23 protein-coding genes are annotated in these 23,876 nt (G+C 36.3%); 15 read left to right on the forward strand and 8 right to left on the reverse strand.

Features of this window, described 5'->3' with window-relative positions; genetic code table 11:
* Nucleotides 1-357 precede the first annotated feature (357 nt).
* Nucleotides 358-1,638: a kynureninase gene (gene kynU, locus ACFPVY_RS16545; RefSeq protein ID WP_379793263.1), complete on the forward strand. Its 1,281-nt coding sequence runs from the start codon at nucleotides 358-360 to the stop codon at nucleotides 1,636-1,638.
* 100 nt (nucleotides 1,639-1,738) lie between these two features.
* Entirely contained in the window at nucleotides 1,739-2,830 is a 1,092-nt protein-coding gene (locus ACFPVY_RS16550) for an agmatinase family protein (RefSeq protein ID WP_379793265.1), read from the forward strand.
* Nucleotides 2,831-2,905: 75 nt separating this feature from the next.
* Here ACFPVY_RS16550 and ACFPVY_RS16555 read toward each other — a convergent pair whose 3' ends face one another.
* Nucleotides 2,906-4,042: an aldo/keto reductase gene (locus tag ACFPVY_RS16555; RefSeq protein ID WP_379793266.1), complete on the reverse strand. Its 1,137-nt coding sequence runs from the start codon at nucleotides 4,040-4,042 to the stop codon at nucleotides 2,906-2,908.
* Between the two features lie 156 nt (nucleotides 4,043-4,198).
* Nucleotides 4,199-5,080 (reverse strand): T9SS type A sorting domain-containing protein, encoded by an 882-nt coding sequence (locus tag ACFPVY_RS16560; RefSeq protein ID WP_379793267.1) that lies wholly within the window; start codon nucleotides 5,078-5,080, stop codon nucleotides 4,199-4,201.
* A 281-nt stretch (nucleotides 5,081-5,361) separates the two neighbouring features.
* Here ACFPVY_RS16560 and ACFPVY_RS16565 point away from each other — a divergent pair, with 281 nt between their 5' ends.
* Nucleotides 5,362-6,711: an FAD-dependent oxidoreductase gene (locus ACFPVY_RS16565; RefSeq protein WP_379793268.1), complete on the forward strand. Its 1,350-nt coding sequence runs from the start codon at nucleotides 5,362-5,364 to the stop codon at nucleotides 6,709-6,711.
* Between the two features lie 102 nt (nucleotides 6,712-6,813).
* Here the strand turns inward: ACFPVY_RS16565 and ACFPVY_RS16570 are convergent, their stop codons facing one another.
* From ACFPVY_RS16570 to ACFPVY_RS16580, 3 genes are all read right to left on the reverse strand, one after another.
* The gene (locus ACFPVY_RS16570) at nucleotides 6,814-8,076 is read right to left on the reverse strand and encodes an NAD(P)/FAD-dependent oxidoreductase (protein ID WP_379793269.1); all 1,263 of its coding nucleotides are present in this window, start codon (nucleotides 8,074-8,076) and stop codon (nucleotides 6,814-6,816) included.
* A 105-nt stretch (nucleotides 8,077-8,181) separates the two neighbouring features.
* Entirely contained in the window at nucleotides 8,182-8,622 is a 441-nt protein-coding gene (locus ACFPVY_RS16575; protein WP_379793270.1) for a hypothetical protein, read from the reverse strand.
* A 6-nt stretch (nucleotides 8,623-8,628) separates the two neighbouring features.
* Nucleotides 8,629-10,152: a helicase HerA-like domain-containing protein gene (locus tag ACFPVY_RS16580; protein ID WP_379793271.1), complete on the reverse strand. Its 1,524-nt coding sequence runs from the start codon at nucleotides 10,150-10,152 to the stop codon at nucleotides 8,629-8,631.
* Between the two features lie 436 nt (nucleotides 10,153-10,588).
* Here ACFPVY_RS16580 and ACFPVY_RS16585 point away from each other — a divergent pair, with 436 nt between their 5' ends.
* The 9 genes from ACFPVY_RS16585 (at nucleotide 10,589) to ACFPVY_RS16625 (ending at nucleotide 19,267) form a co-directional block, all read left to right on the forward strand.
* A complete protein-coding gene (locus ACFPVY_RS16585; RefSeq protein ID WP_379793272.1) occupies nucleotides 10,589-11,419 on the forward strand; it encodes a MotA/TolQ/ExbB proton channel family protein in 831 nt (276 codons plus the stop codon).
* Between the two features lie 80 nt (nucleotides 11,420-11,499).
* Nucleotides 11,500-12,114, forward strand: coding sequence for an ExbD/TolR family protein (locus ACFPVY_RS16590; protein ID WP_379793273.1), 615 nt, complete (start codon nucleotides 11,500-11,502; stop codon nucleotides 12,112-12,114).
* Between the two features lie 21 nt (nucleotides 12,115-12,135).
* Nucleotides 12,136-12,711 (forward strand): ExbD/TolR family protein, encoded by a 576-nt coding sequence (locus tag ACFPVY_RS16595; RefSeq protein WP_379793274.1) that lies wholly within the window; start codon nucleotides 12,136-12,138, stop codon nucleotides 12,709-12,711.
* Nucleotides 12,712-12,741: 30 nt separating this feature from the next.
* Nucleotides 12,742-13,566 (forward strand): energy transducer TonB, encoded by an 825-nt coding sequence (locus ACFPVY_RS16600; RefSeq protein WP_379793275.1) that lies wholly within the window; start codon nucleotides 12,742-12,744, stop codon nucleotides 13,564-13,566.
* 275 nt (nucleotides 13,567-13,841) lie between these two features.
* Nucleotides 13,842-14,765, forward strand: a complete 924-nt coding sequence (locus tag ACFPVY_RS16605) for a PstS family phosphate ABC transporter substrate-binding protein (RefSeq protein WP_379793276.1) — start codon at nucleotides 13,842-13,844, stop codon at nucleotides 14,763-14,765.
* Between the two features lie 25 nt (nucleotides 14,766-14,790).
* Nucleotides 14,791-16,500, forward strand: a complete 1,710-nt coding sequence (locus tag ACFPVY_RS16610) for a tetratricopeptide repeat protein (protein WP_379793278.1) — start codon at nucleotides 14,791-14,793, stop codon at nucleotides 16,498-16,500.
* Nucleotides 16,501-16,987: 487 nt separating this feature from the next.
* On the forward strand, nucleotides 16,988-17,620 hold the full coding sequence (locus ACFPVY_RS16615) for a 7-carboxy-7-deazaguanine synthase QueE (protein ID WP_379793279.1): 633 nt from the start codon (nucleotides 16,988-16,990) through the stop codon (nucleotides 17,618-17,620).
* An 18-nt stretch (nucleotides 17,621-17,638) separates the two neighbouring features.
* Complete coding sequence (locus ACFPVY_RS16620; RefSeq protein WP_379793280.1) at nucleotides 17,639-18,043, forward strand: DUF2059 domain-containing protein; 405 nt, start codon at nucleotides 17,639-17,641, stop codon at nucleotides 18,041-18,043.
* Nucleotides 18,044-18,109: 66 nt separating this feature from the next.
* Nucleotides 18,110-19,267 carry an aminotransferase class V-fold PLP-dependent enzyme gene (locus ACFPVY_RS16625; RefSeq protein WP_379793281.1) on the forward strand — a complete coding sequence of 386 codons (1,158 nt, stop codon included), beginning with the start codon at nucleotides 18,110-18,112 and terminating at the stop codon, nucleotides 19,265-19,267.
* Between the two features lies 1 nt (nucleotide 19,268).
* On the opposite strand, the gene ACFPVY_RS16630 is transcribed toward ACFPVY_RS16625, so the two are convergent.
* Nucleotides 19,269-19,991, reverse strand: coding sequence for a class I SAM-dependent methyltransferase (locus ACFPVY_RS16630; RefSeq protein ID WP_379793282.1), 723 nt, complete (start codon nucleotides 19,989-19,991; stop codon nucleotides 19,269-19,271).
* 85 nt (nucleotides 19,992-20,076) lie between these two features.
* On the opposite strand from ACFPVY_RS16630, the gene ACFPVY_RS16635 reads away from it, so the two are divergent.
* Together ACFPVY_RS16635 and ACFPVY_RS16640 are read left to right on the forward strand one after the other, a co-directional pair.
* Nucleotides 20,077-20,571: a YkgJ family cysteine cluster protein gene (locus ACFPVY_RS16635; protein WP_379793283.1), complete on the forward strand. Its 495-nt coding sequence runs from the start codon at nucleotides 20,077-20,079 to the stop codon at nucleotides 20,569-20,571.
* Between the two features lie 28 nt (nucleotides 20,572-20,599).
* On the forward strand, nucleotides 20,600-20,839 hold the full coding sequence (locus ACFPVY_RS16640) for a hypothetical protein (RefSeq protein WP_379793284.1): 240 nt from the start codon (nucleotides 20,600-20,602) through the stop codon (nucleotides 20,837-20,839).
* A gap of 12 nt (nucleotides 20,840-20,851) precedes the next feature.
* On the opposite strand, the gene ACFPVY_RS16645 is transcribed toward ACFPVY_RS16640, so the two are convergent.
* On the reverse strand, nucleotides 20,852-21,076 hold the full coding sequence (locus tag ACFPVY_RS16645; RefSeq protein ID WP_379793286.1) for a hypothetical protein: 225 nt from the start codon (nucleotides 21,074-21,076) through the stop codon (nucleotides 20,852-20,854).
* A gap of 78 nt (nucleotides 21,077-21,154) precedes the next feature.
* Nucleotides 21,155-22,381, reverse strand: a complete 1,227-nt coding sequence (locus ACFPVY_RS16650) for an exo-beta-N-acetylmuramidase NamZ family protein (protein WP_379793287.1) — start codon at nucleotides 22,379-22,381, stop codon at nucleotides 21,155-21,157.
* Nucleotides 22,382-22,471: 90 nt separating this feature from the next.
* Between ACFPVY_RS16650 and ACFPVY_RS16655 the strand changes: the two genes are divergently transcribed.
* On the forward strand, nucleotides 22,472-23,725 hold the full coding sequence (locus tag ACFPVY_RS16655) for an ABC transporter permease (protein WP_379793288.1): 1,254 nt from the start codon (nucleotides 22,472-22,474) through the stop codon (nucleotides 23,723-23,725).
* The last annotated feature ends 151 nt before the right edge of the window (nucleotides 23,726-23,876 follow it).

The raw sequence follows: 23,876 nt of genomic DNA on the forward strand, positions 1-23,876 counted from the left end.
TAAGAAGCGAAAAACCAGTAAAAACCACAATCCATTTTCCTGCTGCAGGAACTCGCTTTCCACGTCTTGATCAGCCGTGAAAGAGCTCAAACAATTCCAGCATCAGGGCTATTTGAGAAACCATCCGCATTTTTGGAAACGCCAGTCCCAATCGTTGTCGACAAACGTTGTCAAAATTATCTGTGTAAATTTTTATAATCCGTTTCATCTGTGTTCCCTTACCCAAACTTAAATGCATTATATGGTAAAAAGCTCAGATGAGAAGATTGCTTCCTCCGTCGCAATGACGATACTTGCAATGACTTTCCACAATCAATCTTTTTTCTTAATTTTACAACCAAGCAAATCAAACAACCAATGACCTTTCAAAACAACCGCGCGTTCGCACAAGAACTCGATGCACAAGATAAATTACACCACTACAGAAACGAATTTCTCTTTCCGCAAGTCAACGGAAGAAAAGTAATCTACTTCACAGGAAACTCCCTTGGATTACAGCCAAAAAGAACCCGCGCCTTCGTTGACGAAGTAATGGACGACTGGGCAAAACTGGCCGTTGAAGGACATTTTTATTCAGACAAACCGTGGTGGGATTACCACGAAAGATTCGCAGAACCGTTGAGCAAAATCGTTGGAGCTTTGCCAAGCGAAGTAACCGTGATGAACACGCTGACAGTAAACCTGCATTTGCTGATGGTATCATTTTACCGTCCAACAGAAAAGAAATTCAAAATACTTTGCGAAGCAAAAGCGTTTCCGAGTGACCAATACATGTTCCAAAGTCAAGTCAAATTCCACGGATACAATCCAGATGATGCAATTGTGGAAATCCAGAGAAGAGAAGGCGAACACAACATCAGGTTAGAAGACGTTTTGACAAAAATCGAAGAAATCGGTGATGAATTAGCTTTGGTTTTAATCGGAGGCGTAAATTATTACACAGGCCAAGTTTTCGACATCAAAACCATTACAGAAGCCGGACACAAAGTCGGAGCTTATGTAGGTTGGGATTTAGCGCATGCCGCAGGAAATATAAAATTAGAATTGCATGATTGGGACGTAGATTTCGCCGCCTGGTGCAGTTACAAATACATGAACTCCGGACCAGGAAATGCGTCAGGATGTTTTATCCACGAAGACCACCACGATAATTATGAGTTGAACAGATTTTCAGGCTGGTGGGGACAAAACAAAGCAAAACGTTTTCTGATGGAACCAAAATTTACTCCAGAACCAGGGGCAAACGGCTGGCAAATCAGCAATCTTCCTGTATTGACATTAGCACCTTATTTGGCTTCGGTAGAAATGTTCGCAGAAATCGGGATGGATGCTTTGATTGAAAAAAGAGACAGAATTACGTCATATTTAGAGTTCATTTTGCACGAAATTGACAAAGAAGTAAACAGCACATTCGAAGTAATTACGCCAAGCAATCAAGAAGAGCGAGCGAGCCAATTATCTGTTTTCTTGCACGGAGAAGGAAGAAGTTTGTTTGAATATTTAATGACAAACGGCGTAATCACAGATTGGAGAGAACCAAACGTAATCCGTTTAGCACCGGTTCCATTGTATTGTTCATTTGAAGATATGTATGAATTTGGGCAGATTTTGAAAGCAGGAATTCAAGCGCACGGCTAAGAAAAATAGAATAAAGAAGAAAGAAATTAGAGAATTGTAGAAGTAGATTATGTGATTGCTTCCTTCGTCGCAATGACAATTTCTAAAAAAAATATAAGTTATGACCAAACAAGAAAAAATAAATTCCTTCGATCCATCACAACCCGGATTGGCGGATCAAAGTATTTTCGGATTACCATTCACAGCCGAAGAAAGTGAAATAATAATAATCCCTGTGCCGTGGGAAGTAACCGTAAGTTATGGTGCAGGAGCTTCTGAAGGGCCTGAAGCTATTTTAGACGCTTCTTTTCAAGTAGATTTGCATCATCAAGAATTTCCAGAATTATGGAAACTCGGAATGTATTTAGACTTAAACGAACAAACAGCAAAGTGGAGCGACGACAGCGCCAAATATAAAGGTTGGGCACAGCCAATTATTGAAGCTTTGGAAGCTGGCGAAGACATTCAAGCCGACAAAGATTTAAAAGCAGATTTGGATGAGATCAACCAAGTTTGTGCGCAATTAAAAGCAGAGGTAAAAGAACGCGTTTTATATTGGACCAAAAAAGGAAAAAAAGTGGTGCTTTTAGGAGGCGACCATTCCACACCGCTTGGTTATTATGAAGCTTTGGCTGAACAGCACAGCGAATTCGGGTTGTTACATCTTGACGCCCACATGGATTTGAGAATTGCTTACGAAGGATTCACGTATTCTCACGCATCGATTATGTATAACGCGTTGCAGATTCCGCAATTGAAAAAGATTGTTCAAGTTGGAATTCGTGATTTTTGTCAGCAAGAAGTAGAAACCGCTTTTGAACAAGGCGATCGCGTTTTAGTTCACACCGATATGGACTTAAAGGCAGAAACTTTTGCAGGAAAAACTTGGGAACAGCAATGCGACCACATTATTTCGGCTTTGCCACAAAAAGTAGCTATCAGTTTTGATATTGACGGAATGTATCCTTGGTATTGCCCGAACACAGGAACGCCGGTTCCAGGAGGATTTTCGTTTGAACAAGCGGCGTATCTTTTGAGTAAATTAGGCGAAAGCGGGAAAGAAATAATCGGTTTTGATTTAGTAGAAGTAGCGCCAGGCGAAGATGATGATTGGGACGGAAACGTGGGTGCCAGGATGCTTTTCCACATGTGCGGTGTTTTAGCAAAAAACAACGGACTGAATGTTGGCGAGAAGATTAAGTTTAATCGATAATATTCAAATTAAAATAAAAAAAACCTGCAACGTAATGTCGCAGGTTTTTTGCTTTCAGTTTAAATCCTAACCAATCTAAACCGGCGCATTTTCTTCAATCAATTTCTCTTTTTTTAACTCTTTCCAGAAATCAGCGGGAATTTTTACTTTCATCGATTCGGCATTTTCTTTTACTTGTTGCGCAGTTCTTGCTCCGGGAATTGTGGCAGCAACCACTTTTGGCGCAGCTGTAAATTGCAAAGCCGCAGTTCTCAAATCTACATTGTGCGCTTTGGCTACTTTTTTAATCTTTTCTCTTTTGTCAAGATGTTCTTTTGGAAGTGTTCCGCTGTAATCATAACGTTCAACGCCGGCCAAGAATCCAGCATTTAAAGGTGCTCCAACAACAATTGAAACGCCTCTTTTTTCGCACGCAGGAAACAATGTGTTCAAATCGTCTTTGTGTTTGATCATGGAATATTGCGTAGCCGAAAGAAAAATGTCTGGATCGGCAACTTCTAATGTTTTTAATGCAGGTTCAATGGTATTTACACCAAGTCCCCAAGCTTTTATTAATCCTTCTTCGCGCATTTTTGTCAATTCTTTCATGGCTCCGTTTTGCGCAATTTTAAAATAATCAAGCCATTTTGCTCCCAAATCTTTATTGTCTGGCGAAAGATCGTGGATGAAAACAATATCCAGCGACGGAATTCCCAATCGCAACAAACTGTCTTCAATTGAACGTCGCGCTCCTTCGGCGGTATAATCATATTTGTAATTGAAATTCAATCTTCCTTTCCACATATCGTGTTTGAAGTTGGCATCTGCGTGCATCAATCGTCCAACTTTGGTAGAAATCACATAATCGTCAGGATTTTTTCCGTGGAGGAAATTACCCATTCTTCGCTCGCTCATTCCTAAACCATACCACGGCGAAGTGTCAAAATATCTAATTCCTTCATCCCAAGCGCCTTGCATCGTTTGAAGCGCTTGCTCGTCAGAAGTTTCTTTGAAACCATTTCCAAGTGCCACGCCACCCATGCCGATTTTAAATGGCGGTCGATAACGTTCTTTGTTATTGGAAGGATCAGTAATAATTGTATTTATGATCGAAGGATTTTCAGATTTATCAGAATTTAAAGGCATTCCGAAGGCATCTGAAATAAATGGAGATAGTGATGCAGCAGCGATTCCCATGCCAGCTTTGTTTAAAAAGTCACGTCTAGTACTCATAATCGTGGTTTTTAGTTGTGTTTACTCAAATTTAAGGATAATAGGAGATTTGCACAAAGTGACCATCTTAAAATAATTGTAAAATTTTTTATTACAGGTAAAAAAAAAGCCGCAACATATAAATATTACGGCCTTTTACAAAAAAAAAGAAGCAGTTTAATTTTTAGCTATCTTGATAGCATTTAATCGTTTTCCGTCAATTTCTGGAATAAGCAGATAAATTCCTTTTTGCCATGAAGAAGTTTCAATTGAGATATTTTGACTTGGGTCACCATTTGAATAATCTTTTGTAAACACTTCTTTTCCGTCAATCGAATAAATTCTTAAAATAGTTGAATTGCTAGCTTCGTTCATTTTTAAAGTCAACTGTTCGTTAAAAGGATTTCCTAAAACCGAGATTTTCTTCATGAAAATAAAATCTTGCGTGTTCAAGTCAAATCCAGTAGTAAATATTAATTGCCAAGCATTTACTGTTCCTGTATCGCCGTTTCCGTGATCATAAAAAGTCATTGTCCAGTTTCCGTTAACTGCAACTCCGTTTAAAAAAGTGGAAAGATTACACAAAGGAATTGTGCTTGGAAATGTGGAAGTTCCGCCTGTTGGAGCATAACTTCCTGCAGGAATACTAGCTGCAGAACCCGGTGTCGCAACATTCATTGTATTTGTATTTGCGGCATTAAAACTTAAAATGTTTCCTGCGCCAAAATCTGAACTATCACCACAAGCATCATCTAATGCAGCGCCAGCTCTTTTAATTAGCGCACAATTTGCACCGCTGGGCGTACTAAGTTTCGCCACGACATCACCAAGCCAAACGTGAGTTAAATCTAAATTGATTGTCACTTTGGTTGGGTCAGTAATTGTAGCCATTAATGGAACATTGATTGTTGTAACAACACTTCCTGGAGTCGTGCCACTTCCGCAACCAGAAGCTGCAGTCACGCCATCCGGAATTGGAGTGGAAGTTGTAAATGAATACGTCTGGGCATTAATAACGCCACAAACAAATAAAAATGCGGAGAGTAGTTTTGTTTTCATAAATAAATATTTAAATTAATAATAAAGTTCAAAATCATGATTTTTCCTTCGGGGCAATATTATTGGTAACAAAACAAAAGGTAATAAATGAAAAGATAAATTCAAAATATTATGATAAAGGTAGTTTTTTTAATTTAATTTTAACTATTTAAGTAAATATTTTTTATCGTATGTGTTTAATATTCAGTAATATAGTTTTTAGTTCTAAATAAATGTGTAATTTACAAGCTGTGTTATCATAATTACTTAAATTTGATTCTCTATAATTTAGATTACTTTTAATGCAAAATCCTTTAAATATTGCCATTGTTGGTTCCGGATTAGTCGGTTCTTTGTTGGCAATATACCTCAAAAAAGCAGGTCATTCGGTTCACGTTTATGACAGAAGTCCTGATATTAGAAAAATCCAATTTTCAGGACGTTCGATAAATCTTGCTATGTCTGACAGAGGTTGGAAAGCGCTGGATGCCGTTGGCGTAGGAAATTCAGTTCGAGAAATTGCAATTCCAATGGACAAACGAGCGATTCATATTAATAAGGATTTGAAATTTCAGCCGTATGGCTTAAATGGAGAAAGCATTTATTCGATTTCTCGAGGAACTTTGAACCGTAAAATGATTGATTTGGCAGAAGAAGCCGGAGCTGAATTTTTCTTTGAAAAGAAAATCTGGGACGTTAATTTGGCGGAAGCCACACTTCAAATTGGGGAAACCGAAAGAGGCGAGTGGGAAGCTGTAAAATATGACATGGTTTTTGGTTCTGACGGAGCGTTTTCAAGAGTTCGCCACAGAATGCAACGTCAAAGTATGTTTGATTATTCGCAAGAATTTTTGCCAACTGGCTACAAAGAATTAAATATTCCTGCAAATCCTGACGGAACGCATCGATTAGACAAAAATTCTTTTCATATTTGGCCAAAAGGCGATTACATGTTGATTGCGTTGCCAAATCTTGACGGAAGTTTTACCTGCACACTTTTTATGCCTTTTGAAGGAGAAAATTCATTTGCCTCGTTAAAAGATAGAAAACAGGTGGAAGATTTCTTTGAAAAAAACCTTCCGGATACCGTCGATGTCATCCCAAATTTAGCCGAAGATTTCTTCAAGAATCCAACAAGTACTTTGGTTACAATGAAATGTTTTCCGTGGACTTTTGAAGATAAAGTAGCTTTGATTGGTGATGCATGTCATGCAATAGTTCCGTTTTATGGACAAGGAATGAATGCTGGATTTGAAGACATTACGATTTTGCACGAATTTATGGAAGAATTTGGCAATGACTGGGACAAGATTTTTAAAGCTTACGAAAGAAGCAGAAAACCAAATACTGATGCAATTGCCGAACTTTCTTATCGAAATTTTATGGAAATGAGTTCTAAAACGGCTGACGAAAGTTTCTTGCTTAGAAAAAAAATAGAAAAAAGATTTTCAGAAAAACATCCAGATAAATGGTTACCGCTTTATAGCCGAGTAACCTTCAGCCACCGACCTTATTCAGAAGCTTTGGCTATCGGCGACCACCAAAAAGCGATTATGGACGAAGTAATGCTTTTGCCAAATATTGAAGAAAAATGGGACAGCAATGAAGTAGAAGGGAAGATTATTTCGCTTTTGGCTTCGGGCAAAAAATAAATTTACTGTAAATTCAAAATAAAAAAGCTTGGAACTAAATCAATTCCAAGCTTTTTTATTTTAATATATCCGGACTACAAACTAAAAACTGCTAACTGCCAACTAATTTTTCACTTTCTTCGCTGGCTTAATCAAAACCCTCAAAGTTGAATCATTGCTGAAATAACTGTACGCCCAAGTGATGAAAATCGAAAGCTTGTTTCGCACACTCAAAATCAGCATCAAATGAACGAACATCCATGTGAACCAGGCAAATCTTCCTTGAAAGCTGAAGCTTGGCAAATCGACAACGGCTTTCCTTTTTCCGATTGTTGCCATTGAACCTTTATCATGGTATTCAAATTCTTTTCTGGGTTTATTTTTAAGTTGTAATTTGAAGTTCTTCGCTAAATTTTTTGCGTGTTCGTTAGCAACGCTTGCCACTTGCGGATGACCGTTTAAGTATTTTGGCGTAGTCATGTAAGCAATATCTCCAATTGCAAAAATTCCTTCGACACCTTGAACTTCGTTGAATCTGTTTGTGATAAAACGACTGCCGCGTGTGATTGATTCTTCAGGCATTCCTTCAATTGTGTTTCCAACGACTCCGGCGGCCCAAATTACGTTTTTCGCGTCAATTGCTTCGCCACCTTTCAAATGTACTGTGTGGCCGTCATAATTTTCAACGATTGTACTGGTTTTTACGACAACTCCCAGATCTTCCAAATATTTTCTAGACATTTTTCTAGAGTCTTCGCTCATCGGATTCAACACATTTGGCGAACCTTCGAGTAAATAAACGGTGAGTTTTGAAAAATCTTTATCCGGATAATCTTTTGGAAGTACGTTTTTCTTCATTTCTGCCAAAGCGCCTGCCAATTCTACTCCGGTTGGGCCTCCGCCTACAATGACAAAGTTCAAAAGGTATTGTAAATCTTCATCTTTGGTAGAAACAGCTTCTTCAAAAGTTTGCAGAATTCTGTTTCGCAATTGAATTGCTTCCGGGACAGATTTCATCGGAAAAGCTAATTTTTCTAAATTTTTATTTCCAAAATAATTCGTCTTGCAACCAAAGGCGAAAACCAGATAGTCGTAAGAGAAATCATCGATTGAAGTCTTTAAAATTTTATTTTGAGTATCAACGCCAAGAACTTCAGCAATTCTGATTTTGACATTTTTTGAGCCTTGAAAAACTTTTCGCAACGGAAAAGAAATGCTGGAAGGTTCTAGTCTTGCTGTTGCCACTTGGTACATCAGTGGCTGAAATTGGTGGTAATTATTTTTGTCTATGAGATAGATTTCATAACCAGTGTTTTCAAGGTCTTCGGCTAAAGTCAAGCCACCAAAACCAGCACCTACGATTATGATTCTTTTCTTGGTTTCCATACGTTTGTGTTTGTACGTAAAGTTACCACATATCTATATTTTGCTAACGTTTATTAACTTTTTTTAAAGAAAAACGATTGCGTTTGTAGTTGTTGAGAATAGAAACTAAATATTGTTTCTAATGGTTTTAACGCCAAGATTATTCAGTTCAGCAATGAGTTTTTCCATTTCTGAGTCAGAAAAATTAATTACAAATGGATTTTCATCGTAAGAATTAATTTTCCGTATTGTCATAAAAGGAGATTTAAAGCCTTTGTTGAAAGTAACCTCCCTGATTTCTGATAATGTAAAAGATTGATTTGAATTAAAAACTTTAAACGGGCGTATAATTTTTAATTCTTTATCAGTAAGATATAAAAAAAATAAGTTTTTCGAAAATTGAAGCAGAGCTAAAAACAATAGCAAAATTCCAAATACGTAAATCCAAACGGATACAGAATTTCCTTTGTAGATTAAAAACGAGCCTGAAATTATTAAAAGTAATAAGTCCAGGCTTGAAATTATAGTTTTAAGAATACTTATCCTCGACTTATATTTTAATGACATTAAATCTTACTTTTTAAACAATTTCGTCAAAACACCAAAGAAACCACGAATAAAAGTAGCACTTGTCAATACTTTTACCACGCTTTTTGTTGTCTGGCTCATCGGTTCGTTTGCCGATTTCTTTTCTGCTTTTTCCTGCTGTTTTTGTTCGGCAACTTCAGACGCTTGGGCTTGCGCTTCGGCAATTTTTTTGTTTAAAATTTCATAAGCGCTTTCTCTGTCGATTACTTCGCTGTATTTTCGAACCAATTTTGATTTTTGGTTAATTTGGCTAATTTCACTCGCTGTCAAGACATCCATTCGGCTCATTGGCGCGCGCATCATTGTGGCGGCTAAAGGCGTTGGAATTCCTTTTTCGTTTAAGGCTGTAACCAAAGCTTCTCCCGTTCCAAGCGACGTCAGCGTGGCATCGGTATCGTAATATTCAGAAATCGGATAATTTTCTGCCGTCATTTTGATCGCTTTTCGGTCATTTGCTGTGAAAGCTCTTAAAGCGTGCTGTACTTTTAAACCTAATTGTCCCAAAACGCCGCTTGGCACGTCCATTGGATTTTGAGTGACAAAGAAGATTCCGACACCTTTTGATCGAATTAATTTTACGATATTTTCAATTTGGTCTAACAAAGCTTTGCTGGCTTCGCTAAAAATCAAATGCGCTTCGTCGATAAAAATCACTAATTCGGGCTGGCCTGAATCGCCTTGTTCAGGCATTTGATTGTAAATTTCTGCCAAAAGGCTAACCATAAATGTGGAGAATAATTTTGGCTTGTCCTGAATGTCTGTCAGACGTATTATATTAATGTAGCCTTTTCCGTTTTCGTCGATGCGCATCAAATCGTTAATTTCAAACGACATTTCTCCGAAGAAAACATCAGCGCCTTGTTGTTCTAACTCAATAATCTTGCGGAGAATTGTTCCGGTTGTCGATGTAGAAATCTTGCCATAATGTTCTTCGATTTCAGCTTTTCCCTCTTCGGTAATATAATTAATGACTTTTTTAATGTCTTTTAAATCGAGCAAAGGCATTTGTTTGTCATCGCAAAATTTAAAAATTACAGCAACAACTCCGGCTTGGGTATCATTCAAATCTAAGATTCTAGAAAATAAAACAGGTCCAAATTCAGAAATCGTGGCGCGGAGACGAACACCATCTTGGTCAGAAAGTGTCATCAGTTCTACCGGAAAACCAGAAGTTTGATAAGGAAGATTGATTTTTGCGTGACGTTCTGTAATAAAAGGTTGTTCGATTCCTGGTTGTGCAATGCCACTCAAATCACCTTTAATGTCCATTAAGAGCACTGGAATTCCAAAATTTGAAAGCTGTTCTGATAAAACCTGAAGCGTTTTTGTTTTTCCAGTTCCGGTGGCTCCAGCAATTAATCCGTGGCGATTTAAAGTTTTTAAAGGCACCTTAATATGTGCATCTGGAAGAGCTTCTCCGTTGAAAATTGCGCCCCCAAGGATGATGCTGTCGCCTTTTGTAGCGTAACCCGTATTAATATGATTGATAAAATCTTCTGTTGATGCCATAGCTTAAAAACGATTTTGGTGTTTATGAATGAACGAATGATACAAATTTAGGATTGTTTTTAATTAATCATATAGGTATCGGCATAAATCTTATGAAATACTCCGTCAAAATTTTAATACAATAAATACATCACGGTTTGAGTTATGAAATTGTAATGACTAAATTATATCTTTTGTGGTAACAATCAGGTAATTGTATTAAAATGAAGCAATAGTATTCTGTTTATCAAACGTTTGCGAGAATATTTTGTGAGGCTGTGTCTGTGTTTCTTATTATTTATTAGTTAATGTTATGATAATATATCGTTAAGAAAGAATAAAAAGCATCATTTTATTTTTTTTTATCCACTAAAAATATAAATTTGTCGTTCTGATAATAAATTTATCTATTACCAAAATTTAAATTCTAAAAATTAAAAAACTAAAAATTAAAAAAATGGCACAGGCATCAAACGCAAAGGTTGAAAACAACGCAGGAAGCAAAAGCTCTAACGTATTTGCAGGATTGACTATCGTAATTTGTATCGTTATCGGTATCTTAGTATGGAAATTTGTAATGGGAGACGGTTCTCACTTTCAAGGTGGAGTGAATACAGGACAACCTTTACAAGGTGATTATTTAGGTATGGTTTACAAAGGAGGAGTAATCGTTCCAGTATTAATGGGATTATTATTAATGACAATCGTGTTCTCATTCGAAAGATTTTTTGTTATTTCTAAAGCGTCAGGAAAAGGAGATGTTGAAAAATTCGTTAAACAAGTTCAGTCACAAATCAGCGCTGGAGACATCAATGGAGCTTTAGAAGCTTGTGATAAACAACAAGGTTCTGTTGCAAACGTTGTGAAAGCAGGTTTGATCAAATACCAAGAAGTAAAAAGAGAAAACTTTGATACTGAAAAAGCATCAGAAGTAATCCAAAAAGAAATTGAGCAAGCAACTTCATTAGAAATGCCAATGCTTGAGAAAAACTTAACTATCCTTTCTACATTGGTATCTTTAGGTACATTATTAGGATTGATGGGAACTGTGTCGGGGATGATTAAAGCCTTCGCTGGATTGGCAACTTCTGGAACTCCAGATCAAGCTGAATTGGCAAACGGTATCTCTGAAGCACTTATCAACACATTGACTGGTATCTCGACTTCAGCTCTTGCAGTTGTTGTTTACAACTACTTTACGTCAAAAATTGACACATTGACTTATTTTATTGATGAAGCTGGCTTCACAATCACTCAAGCTTACAGAAGAGCTACAAACCGTGACTAATTAAAATAAGTTTCAATAATATTTTAAAGTCAAGAGTGGTAATCTCGCTCTTGACTTTAAATAAAAAATAAGATAAAATAATGGCTAAATTAAAAATGTCGAAAAAAAGTACGAAAGTCGATATGACTGCTATGTGTGACATGGCGTTCCTTCTTTTGTCCTTTTTTATCATGACTGCTACAGCTAAAGTTCCTGAAGCTTTGCCAGTAGAAACTCCAGCCTCAACAGTTCAAACAAAATTACCAGAAGAAAATCTTGGTACTTTGTCAATTGCTCAAGGTAAAGTTTTTTACGGAGTTACTGGAAGAGAAGTTAGAGTGGAAACCTTAAAAAGAATGGGTGAAAAGTACGGAGTTACTTTTACTGAAGAAGAACAAAAAAAGTTCTCTTTGATTGACGGTTTTGGTGTTGACATGCGTCAAATGAAACAATTGATTGCGATGAAAAATGAAGACAGAATGAAAGCGGGTACTCAACCAGGTATTCCTTTAGATTCTATTAATCCACAGTTAAAAGACTGGATTCAGATTTCAAGAGAAGTAACAAAAGATTTGGATAATAAAGATTTAGATATCGCTATCAAAGGTGATTCTAAAGAAGAATATCCAACTGTCAAAAAAGTCTTAGACATTTTACAGAAACAAAGCAAGAATAACTTCTTCCTTGTTACTGGTCTAAGAAGTGATGATTTTTAATAAAATAATAATTCGTAAGAAATGGCAGAATTAAATACAGGCGACGGCGGTGGTAAAAAAGGCGGTGGCAAAGTAAGAAGTAAAAAATCAAATCCTGGAGTTGACTTAACGGCAATGGTGGATTTGGCATTCTTATTGATTACTTTCTTTATCCTAACCACAACGTTGTCAAAACCTCAATCGATGAATTTGGCTTTGCCAGATGAACCAAAAGCTGACGATCCGGTTCCACCAGAAACTCCAGCTTGGAGAACTTTGACACTTGTTTTAGGATCAGACGATAAGTTGGTTTGGTATAGCGGTAGAGCTGACGGACCGCCATTAGACGGGCCAGCAGTTTCAACGTATGGAAAAGCTGGGATTAGAGATTTAATCTTAAGCAAGAAAAAAGGGGTTGACGATAGAAATAAAGCGGAAGGTGCAGACCTAGAAAAAAGTGGAATTACTATTATTTTAAAACCAAGTGAAAAGTCAAATTACAAGAACTTTGTAGATATTCTTGATGAAATGGCAATTACAAAGGTGAAGAAATATGCAACAGTTGACATTACGCCAGAAGACATTAAAATGTTAGAAACTAACAATATTTATAATTAGTCTGATTCATTAATTTAAAAAAGAAAAGATATGTCAAGTTCAAAATTAGACTTATTCGAACAAAGTTGGATCGACAATGTTTTTGAAGGTAGAAACAAAAGCTACGGAGCGTATGAATTACGTACAAATAGCGGAAAAAGAACGTTAAGAGCGCTGTTAATTGGTGGTGTTATTTTCGTACTTATGGTTTTGACTCCGGTTATCTCGAAATTGATTTCAGATAATATGGGTTCTGAAGAAGAGGTTTTAGACGAGCAAGTAGTAATGGCAAACCTTACTGCTCCAGTCGAGCCACCAAAAGAGGAGATTATTGTTGAGCCAGTAGTTCAAAAACAAACGCAATCAAACGTAGATATTCAAAAATACGTTCCGCCGGTTATTGTTGACAAACAGGTTGTTAAAGAAGAAGTAGCTGTTGTTACCGAATTGAAAAAAACAGGTTCTGAAACAGTGAAAGCAAAAGAAGGCGGGGAAGTTGTTTTAGATAACACAGCAAGCGAGGTTAAAGTTGATGCTGAAGTTATCGAAGATGATCCAAGTAAAATTTATACTTCTGTTCAAGTATTACCTGAATTTCCAGGTGGTTTGGCAGGATTTGGTAAATACGTTCAAAAAAACTACAGAGTTCCAGAAGTTGACAATGACATCAGCGGAAACGTTTTGGTAAGCTTCGTAGTTGAAAGAGACGGTTCATTAACTGATATTAAAGTTGTTCGTGACCTTGGTTATGGAACAGGAAAAGAAGCTATTCGTATGTTGAAATCTGCTCCAAAATGGAAACCAGGTATCCAAAACGGTAAAGCGGTTCGTGTTGCATACAACTTGCCAATCAGATTAGTTATTAAATCACAATAATGGCTTACCAAAGAAATACTCATAATAGAGATCAGAAATCGCTCCTAGAGCGATTTCTTCTTATTATAGGAATTCTGTTTTTTCTTTTATACTTCGTTTTAGGTACCGGAATTATCTTTTGGGAATATATTTTTCCAGAAAAAGATTTTCCGTTAGTCATGGAAATGAAATTCCGAATTGCGTTCGGCGTTCTGTTAATTGTGTACGCTTTTTACAGAGCAACACGTTTCTACCATAAAAACAATAACTCGTAAATTTTACTTATGCCAAAATTCTTGAAAATAATATTCGCGTCATTCGTTTTAGTTTTTGCTTTTTTCATGATTCATTCTTGCAAAGACAAAAAAGAGCAGGAAGCTTTAGAAGCAAGAGAAACAAAAGCAACGTTTTATATCGATGAAACTGTAATGCCAGTTATGGAAGATCAGGTTTCTGTTTTCGAGAGTGAACGTGAAGCAAAAGTAACATTAGTTCCAAAAGCGGAAACAGAGATTTTAGCAATGGTTCAAAATCAAGAATCAGGATTACTGGTAATGTCAAGAGTTTTGACAGAAGGAGAGCAAAGAGCTTTTACAAATAAAAAAATTGTTCCAAAGATTACTCAAATCGCAATCGACGGAATTGCTTTGATCGTGAACACAAAATCAAATGATACAGTAATTGATTTGCAAAATATTGTTGATTTTATGCAAGGAAAATCTGTACCTTTAATTAAGGGTTTAGTATTTGATAATCCAAATTCAAGTACAATCAATCACATGAAAACCCTTGCTTCGGTAAAAGATATTGACGGGAAAAATGTTTTTGCTTTAAAAACAAGCAATGAAGTCATTAAATATATTAGTGAAAACGATGGGTATATTGGGGTTGTAGGTGTGAATTGGATGACACAACCTATGCCAGATATGCAAAAATATACAGACGCTGTCAGAGTTTTAGGAGTGAAAAATGTTAAAACTATGCCGAACTCAGCCGAGTACTATAAACCAAGCCAAGTCAATCTGGCAGAAGGATTTTATCCTTTAGTGAGAAAAATTTATATGTTAAATTATGAAGGCGCTCGCGGTTTAGGTACAGGATTTGCAACGTTCGTTGCAGGAGAAGTGGGACAAAAGATAATTTTAAAGTCAGGACTTGCTCCCGTAAGACTCGAGCTTCGAGAAGTGAAAGTCAGAAAAGAAATAGACAACCAAAAATAACTACATTAAATTAAAGACCAAAAAAATGAAAAATTTAAAATTTATCAGTTTATCATTATTATTTTTTGGAACAGGGGTTTTTGCACAAGACTTAGACGCTGCCAAAAAAGCAATCGATGCTGAACAGTACCAAAAAGCCAAAACAATCTTAAAGTCGTTAATCGCATCAAGCCCAGATAAAGGAAAAAATTATTTTCATTTAGGGGAAATTTATTTAGCGCTAGAAAACATAGATTCAGCAAAAATTTATTTTGACAAAGGTATTGCAGCAAAAGACAACGGGAAATTCAATTACATCGGTCTTGGAGAAATCAGCCTTGACAAAGGAAATGCTGCAGAAGCAGAAGCAAATTTCAACAAAGCATTAGCTGATATCAAAAAGAAAGACACAGAAGAATTTCTTTATATCGCAAAAGCTTACGTAAATTCTGAAAATCCAGATTATAAAAAAGCAATTGTATCAGCAAAAAAAGCTACAGCTGTAGACCCAAAATTGGCGACTGCATTCTTAACTTTAGGAGATGCACAAGTTGGTGATAAAGATGTTAACAGCGCTTACAGCTCTTACAGAACAGCTTATGATTTAGATAATTCGCTATTGCGTGCAAAAATGCAATTAGGAGTAATCACTAAAAATGCAAAAGCGTTCCCAGAAGCAATTGCAGCTTTCGACGAAGTAATTAAATTAAACGCAAACTACGGTCCAGTTTATCGTGAGTTAGCAGAGACTTATTATTTCTGGAGCACAAGCGCAGGTGATAAAACCAAACGTGAAGAATATATCAAAAAAGCCGTTGAATTTTCTGCAAAATACAAAAGCTTAACCGATAATTCAATCGAGTCAAGAATGCGTCACGCCGATTTCTTGATCTTGGCAAAAGATTACCAAGCTTTGCAAGTGGAAGCGCAAGCGATGCAGCAATTAGACAAAGTAAATCCAAGAATCTTGAGATACTTGGGTTATGCAGCTTACGAGAACAAAAACTATGATGAAAGTATCAAAGCTTTAAATGATTTCGTTGCAAAAGCAGATCCAAAAAGAGTAACAGGAAGAGATTATCTTTTCCTTGCAAAAGCAAAATTAGCAAAAGCAATCGCTGCTGACGGAACAATTGCAGACAAAACGCTTTTCACAAACGCAATGGCAGATTTGAAAAAAGCTTCTGAAATTGATCCAGCAATTGGCGCAGAATTCAGCGACTTGGGAGTTTCGTTATACAAACAAAAGTTGTATGTTGAAGCAGTTCCTGTATTTGAAGCTGCAACAAAAGCACCAAATTCACCAAATGCTTTGCTTGACAATTTTTACTTAGGTAACGCAGTATTGTTTTACGTTGCAAACGACTTAAAAACAGACGCTGACAGAGCAAAACCAGAAGTTCAAGAATTGCTTAAAAAAGCAGACACAGCTTACGCAAACGTAGTTGCAGGTTCGCCAACAACACAAGATGCGCACTTGAACAGAGCAAAAATCAACAGATTTATTGTTGGTGACGAAGCAAAAACAAACGCAGTTGCAGCTTACGAAAAATACATCGAAGTGGTAACCACAAAAGGTGAAGCAGAATTATCAAAAGACAGCGTAAAAGCAGGTTTAATCAGCGCTTACTCTTACATGGGATCACATTACGCGATTTCTGACAAAGTAAAAGCAAGAGGATATTTCGAAAAAGCATTAGCTTTAGACCCAACAAGCCAATACATCAAAGAATCTTTAGACGTATTGAAAAAATAAGACTAAGTTTTTAAAACCAAACCGACAACCCAAAAAGATGTCGGTTTTTTTATACCACAAAACCAACGCAAACCAAGACCCAAACTAACACCCAGAACCCAAAACCCAAAACCCTGAACCGTTCTAAAACCCCTGAACCTTTTTAGAAACCAAACAAAAGGCATTCTTTAAATGAAGTTCCCGCTGCAGGAACTCGCTTAAAACCTGCTTCGCTGGCAGGTTTTAGAGCTCAAACAATTCCAGCATCGGGGTTAGTTAAAAACTTTAGGCCTTCTTTAAACTCCCGAACCACCGCGGTCAGAAAACTAAAATTACAAATTACAGATTACAGATTTCAAATCTCCAAACCCAATCTAAAATCTGCATTCTCCAAACTGATTACTGAACACTGACCACTGGCCATCGCAAACTGAAATCTGCAATCTAAAATCTAAAATCTAAAATCTAAAATTCGAAATCACTATCTTTGCAAACTATTTTAAAGAAAATGTTGAAGAAAGAAATGCAGTCAGCCGTTGAAAAAGGAACAATGCTTCCGTTAATGGAAGAATTTTATACCATTCAAGGCGAAGGATACCACACCGGAACAGCCGCTTATTTTATCAGAGTTGGAGGTTGCGATGTCGGCTGTCACTGGTGCGACGTGAAAGAAAGCTGGAACGCCGAATTACATCCGCCAACAGAAATTGAAAAAATTGTTGAAAACGCCAAAAGAGAATCAAATGTAATTGTGGTAACTGGTGGCGAACCATTAACTTGGGATATGGGACCGCTTACTCAAAAACTAAAAGAGCAAAATTTAAAAGTCCACATGGAAACCTCCGGAGCTTATCCGCTTTCCGGAACTTGGGATTGGATTACACTTTCTCCAAAGAAAACAAAATTGCCAACCCAGACTGTTTATGATAACGCGCATGAATTAAAAGTGATTATCTTTAACAAGCATGATTTTATCTTCGCTGAAGAACAAGCAGCCTTGGTAAATAAAGATGCGATTCTTTTCTTGCAACCAGAATGGAGTAAAAAAGAAGAAATGACGCCTTTGATTGTTGATTATGTAATGCAAAATCCAAAATGGCGCGTTTCATTGCAAACGCATAAATATTTGAATATTCCTTAACCAATAAACCAAAATAAAATGAAAAAATTATTACTTACCATCGCATTAATTCTTGTTGCACAACTAAGTTTTGCACAAGACGCTTTTAAAGCTGATGCTCTAAAGTTAATCCAAAATTCTGGCGCAGCCGGACCAATGAAATCTGCGAAAGAACAAGTTATGGCTTCAATTCCGCAAGACAAACAAGCAGTATTTTCAAAAGAATTTGATGCAACTCTTCCTTCTTTGTATGATAAAATGGCCAAAGTGTACATGGAAATCTACACGCACCAAGACATTAAAGACATGCTTAAATTTTATGATTCACCAGTTGGAAAAAAGATGGCTGAAAGAAGTGGAGACCTTATGACCAAATCTATGGCCGCTGGTCAAGAGTGGGGAATGGAACTTCAAGGCATCATGATGAAATACATGCAAGAATAATTTGCTGTTATAAATAAAAATCTAACCCAAACTAAATTCTAGTTTGGGTTTTTTATTCAAAAAAATATGAAGAATAATTTTCTTTTGGACCAATCGATTACTTATTTAAATCACGGTTCATTTGGCGCTTGTCCAAAACCAATTTTTGAAGAATTTCAAAGACTGCAATTAGAATTGGAAAATGAGCCGGTTCAATTTATCGTAAAAAAATCGCTGACATATTTAAAAGAAGCAAAACAAAGATTGTCAAAATACATCGGTTGTGCACCCGAAGATTTCTTTTTTACACCAAATCCAACAGTTGCCGTAAACACAATTCTCAGAAGTTTGAATCTTCAGGAAGGTGATGAAATTCTTTCAACCAATCAAGAATATGGCGCAATGGACAAAACTTGGAATTTCTTCTGCAGAAAAACCGGAGCAAAATACATCCGTCAGGAAATCTCGTTACCAATCGTTTCTAAAGAAAAATTGCTAGAAGAATTTTGGAGAGGTTACACCTCAAAAACAAAAGTTATTTTTATCAATGAAATCTCAAGTGCAACTGCATTAATTTTTCCGGTTAAGGAAATTTGCGAGAAAGCGCAGGAATTAGGATTAATTACGATCATTGATGGAGCGCACGTTCCGGGTCACACTTATTTGAATATTTCAGAATTAAATCCAGATTTTTACACGGGAACTTTGCACAAATGGATGCTTTCGCCGAAAGGAAGCTCATTTTTATATGTAAAAAAGGAATTTCAAAACGATATTGATCCGCTGGTTGTAAGTTGGGGTTATGATAATGCTGTAATTTCAGAAAGTCAATTTTTAGATTACCACGAATATCAAGGAACTCGAGATATTTCAGCTTTTTTATGTACGCCTAAAGTAATCGACTTTTTAGAAGAAAACAATTGGAAAGAAGTTTCAGCTAATAGCAAAGTTATTGTTCAAGAAAATTACCAACGTTTTTGCGATTTATTAAATTCAAAACCGCTTTGCCCAATCTCTGAAGAATTTTTAGGACAAATGGCAAGTATCCAAATCAATACTGAAGAACCAATTACACTAAAAGAATTACTATTCGAAAAATATAAAATTGAAATTCCCGTGATGCCTTTAAACGGAAAAATTTATTTGAGATATTCGATAAACGGATATAATTCTCAAGAAGATTTAGATATTTTGTACAAAGCTTTGCAGGAAATCCTTGAAACTACAAATCTGATTTCAATTTAAATTACACAAAAAGGCGAGCTAAATAATCAAAATGTTCGCCTTCTTGAATCATTTTGCATTGCAGTCCGTTATCGTTTGCAGCATTTTGTAAGGTGTTGAAATCTAAATAAAGCCAATCAAATGGTTTTTCAGTTTCATTTTTATAAGAAACCGTGAATTCCACTTCGCCATAATAATCGACATCGCCCGGAATCCAATATCCAACTTCTGAATCATCAGAATCGTCTTCGTCATACATATAAATAATATCCGAAGAATCAATCAAAATTTGTCCGCCTTCCGCTAAAAGCGATTTGAGCTTCTGAAGAAATTTCGGTATATTTTTCAATTTCCCAAAAATCCCGGTTCCGTTCATCAACAAAAGAATGGTGTCAAATTTATTTTCTTCGGATAAAGTCAAAATATCTTGAACCAAAACATTTTTAATACCACGAAGTTTACAAGCTTCCACCGCATTTTTTGAAATATCGATGGCGGTCACTTCCAGATTTTTTTCCTCCTGAAGATACAAAGTATGACTTCCTGCACCGCAACCCACGTCTAAAATTTTTCCTTTTGAAATTTCAAGCGCCGTTTTTTCAATCTTTGGCATTGCCGAAAAATTTCGGAACAAGTAATCCACGCTCATTTCATCTTCCTCAGAAATAGTGGTTTCTGTAATCAAATTTTCTGGAGAATTATTCGTTTGATAATCCAGGATTGCTTTTCCAAAAAGGTCTTTCATAGTTTATATTTCAAAATTCAACATTCCAAGTTCAACATTCAAAATTAAATGTACTAATTTTGCGACTCAACTTTAAACTTTAAACTTGAAACCTCAATTAAACGAACTTGTAAAGCTTGCCAAAGATAAGCATATCGAGAATAAAAAGTATTTCGATAAGCTGAAAAAGAAGACGCCCAAAAATATCGATTATGTGATGCAAGAATTACACGATCGTGAATTTAAGAAAACAGATTGTTTGAAATGTGCGAATTGCTGTAAAACTACTGGTCCGTTATTTACAATCGCTGATGTAGAGCGGATTTCGAAGCATTTTCGTCAAAAGCCACAGCAGTTTATTGACCAATATTTGAGAATTGACGAAGACAATGATTATGTTTTGCAAAGCGTTCCGTGTACTTTTTTAGACGCTGAAAATTATTGCATGATTTATGATGTTCGCCCAAAAGCGTGTCGCGAATTCCCGCATACAGATCGAAAAAAGTTTCAGCAAATTTCATATCTTACGTTGCAAAATGTAGCAATTTGTCCGGCTGCTTATAATATTGTAGAAGAAATGAAAAAGAGAATGCCACTTTAAATATATTTGCATCATAAATCTGAACTCTATGAAACGCAGTAAAATCATATTCCTTTTATTCTTGATTGCCTTTTCAATGTCGCTTTTGGGAATATTTTCTGATCAAGACGTCATTGTTTCCAGCACATTTACAAAAGTGATGGAAGTTTCGATAATGACACTGATCATTTTTATAATACTTTTAGTGTTGTATTATATTTTAAGAAAGACCTTTTCGCAAGTGAAGAAGTTGAAACCGAACCAAAATAAAAAAGACCTTACTCAGTAAGGTCTTTTCTTTTTATACAAAAATATAATCTTCAGGAAGTTCGATTTCTTCACCAAATCTTCCGCCGAAATAATCAACGACATAATCGATTCCTTGTTTGAGATATTCTATAATTTTTTCTACAAAATGTTTCGCTTTGTGAAACATTTCGATGGCCATATCCACATAAGAATTTATCATTTCGAAAAATTCCTGGATTTTGTCCATATAGTCTAAAAGCATTTGAGATTTTTCCATTGGTGGTCAGTTTATTGGTTTAGTAAGAATTAATTAAAATCCTGTATCTAAAAATACGCAAATTTGCGAATATGACAATTAATAAATTTGATAATTTTTTCTTATTTTTTTGAAATTCTCCAAACCAACTTGCCACGTTTTTTTGATTTCGGGTTCAGTCAATCCGGCTTCAATTTGCTCTTGGAGTTTTTTAGTTCCGGCTAATTTTGTAAAAAACGGAATAAAGAATTTACTTTTATCGGAAGTTGAATTGTATGCTTTCAACAACCACTTTAATTGCAATCCAGAAATTTTCGAAATTCCGGATAAATCTTCACCATAACAAAGTTTTCCGTTGTGCAATGGATCTTTTGCTCCAAAATTTGGCTTCGGAGTAAAACTAAAACCACTTTTTGGTAAAAAAGGCGAGCCATAAATCTGGAATTGCTTTTCCGTTCCTCTTCCCAAACTCACATTTGTACCTTCAAAAAAGCACAAACTCGCGTATAAATTGATCGATTGGTCGTTTGGTAAATTCGGCGAAGGCTTTACAGGAAGCGAATAATTCATTTCCTTATTATAATTCAAACACGGAATCACGGTCAATTGACATTGGATTCCGTTTTTGAGCCATTTTTCGCCATTAATCATTTGGCCATATTCGCCAATTGTCATTCCGTGCAACACAGGAATTGGATGCATTCCGATGAAACTTGTATTTTCTTTTTCTAAAATTGGTCCGTCCACAACACCACCATTCGGGTTCGGTCTGTCTAAAATCACAAGCGGAATATTATTTTCGGCACAAGCTTCCATCACATAATGCAACGAAGAAATGTAAGTGTAAAAACGCGCGCCCACATCTTGCAAGTCAAAAACCAAGACGTCGACTTCTTTTAATTGCTCCGGTTTTGGTTTTTTATTGTCGCCATATAAAGAAATGATTGGCAATCCGGTTTGCGTATCTTTTCCGTCCTTAATCAATTCTCCTGCGTCAGCTGTTCCTCGAAATCCGTGTTCTGGCGCATAAATTTTTTGGATATTAACTTTCTTTTCTAGTAAAAAATCAACCAGATGTGTTTTGTCAGATAAAATTCCGGTTTGATTTGTCACAATTCCTACTTTCTTTCCTTTTAAAATAGAAAGATATTTTTCAGAATTGTCAGCGCCCGTTTTTATTGGAGCAATAGTTTCGTCTTTAGCCGTTTTGTTTTCTATTGGATTCTGGCTAATTTCTTTTCCTTTCAAAGGTTTCGAACTTCCGCAAGATAAAGCGATCGCCAAACTGCCGATTAATGCAAAAGATGATTTTAAAATGATATTCATATATAAGGTAAGGATTAATTTGTAAAGATTTGTGTAATTCAGCCAAGAGAACTTTCAGTATATTTGTGATTCAAATCAAATAATCAAAACTTGAATTTAGAATATTTTATTGCCAAAAGACTCATTGTTGCTAAAAATCATAAAAGTAGTATTTCTGCACCAATTATAAAAATTGCTATCGCAGCGATTGCCATCGGAATGATTATGATGATTGTTTCGGTAGCGACGGGAATTGGTCTTCAGCAAAAAATCCGCGAAAAAGTGTCGGCCTTTAACGGACATATTATTATCACCAATTATGATGACAATCAATCGGAGGTTAGTATTAACCCAATTTCGACAAATCAAGATTTTTATCCAAAGTTTAAAAATGTCGAAGGAATAAGCCACATTCAGGCCGTTGCGACAAAAGCCGGGATTATAAGAACCGAGACTTCTTTCGAAGGAATTATATTTAAAGGAGTCGGAAAAGACTATAATTGGAGCAATCTCCAGGAATATCTTATCGAAGGAAAACTGCCCGATGTTTCAAAAAATCTTAATCCTCAAGTTATCATCTCAAAATATTTGGCAGATCGTCTTCATTTAAAAGTAGGCGATAAGTTCAATACATATTTTATGAAAGCTGATAATAACCAGTTGCCAAACCTTCGTGTTTTTGAGATCACCGGAATTTACAACTCAGGTTTCCAAGAATTTGACGCTACATATATAATAGGAGACATTCGTCACATCCAAAGAATCAATAAATGGAAACCAGACCAAGTCGGTGCTTTCGAAGTTTTTATTGACGACTTTAAGAAAATTGAAGAGAAAGGAAACGAAATCTATCAAAACACCCAGAATAAAGAAGACGCTTCAAAAACGCTCGACACTGTCACAATCTCCGAAAAGTATTTCAACATCTTTGAATGGCTCCAGCTCTTCGACTTTAATATTATCGTCATCCTTATTATTATGATCGTCGTCGCCACCATCAATATGGTTGTCGCGCTTTTAGTGCTTATATTAGAGCGAACCCAAATGATAGGGATTCTCAAAGCACTCGGCGCAAACAATTGGTCGGTTAGAAAAATATTTCTTTACAACGCATTTTATCTTATCATCCGAGGGCTCCTTTGGGGAAACATCATCGGAATCGGGCTCATCATCATCCAGCAGCAATTCGGTATAGTCAAATTAAACCCCGAAAGTTATTACGTAAACGTAGCGCCAGCCCACCTAGACTGGCTTTACATTCTCCTGCTGAATCTGGGAACAGTCGCCATCTGTCTTTTCGTGCTGCTGATCCCGTCCTATATAATAACCAAGATTTCGCCCGTGAAGGCAATCCGTTTCGAATAACAATACCGTAGAGACAGCCCAGTGGGCTGTCTTTTTATTTGCGCGGCAACCCCAGGCCAATTCCCCAAAACAGAAAACAAAACCCCTTCCTTATATATATGTAATTTTTCCCGGCAGCGAAAGGCCTTTCTTTTGCCAGCACACGCAATTC

The sequence above is a fragment of the Flavobacterium qiangtangense genome, assembly GCF_042658345.1.
In the GTDB taxonomy this organism is placed as follows: domain Bacteria; phylum Bacteroidota; class Bacteroidia; order Flavobacteriales; family Flavobacteriaceae; genus Flavobacterium; species Flavobacterium qiangtangense.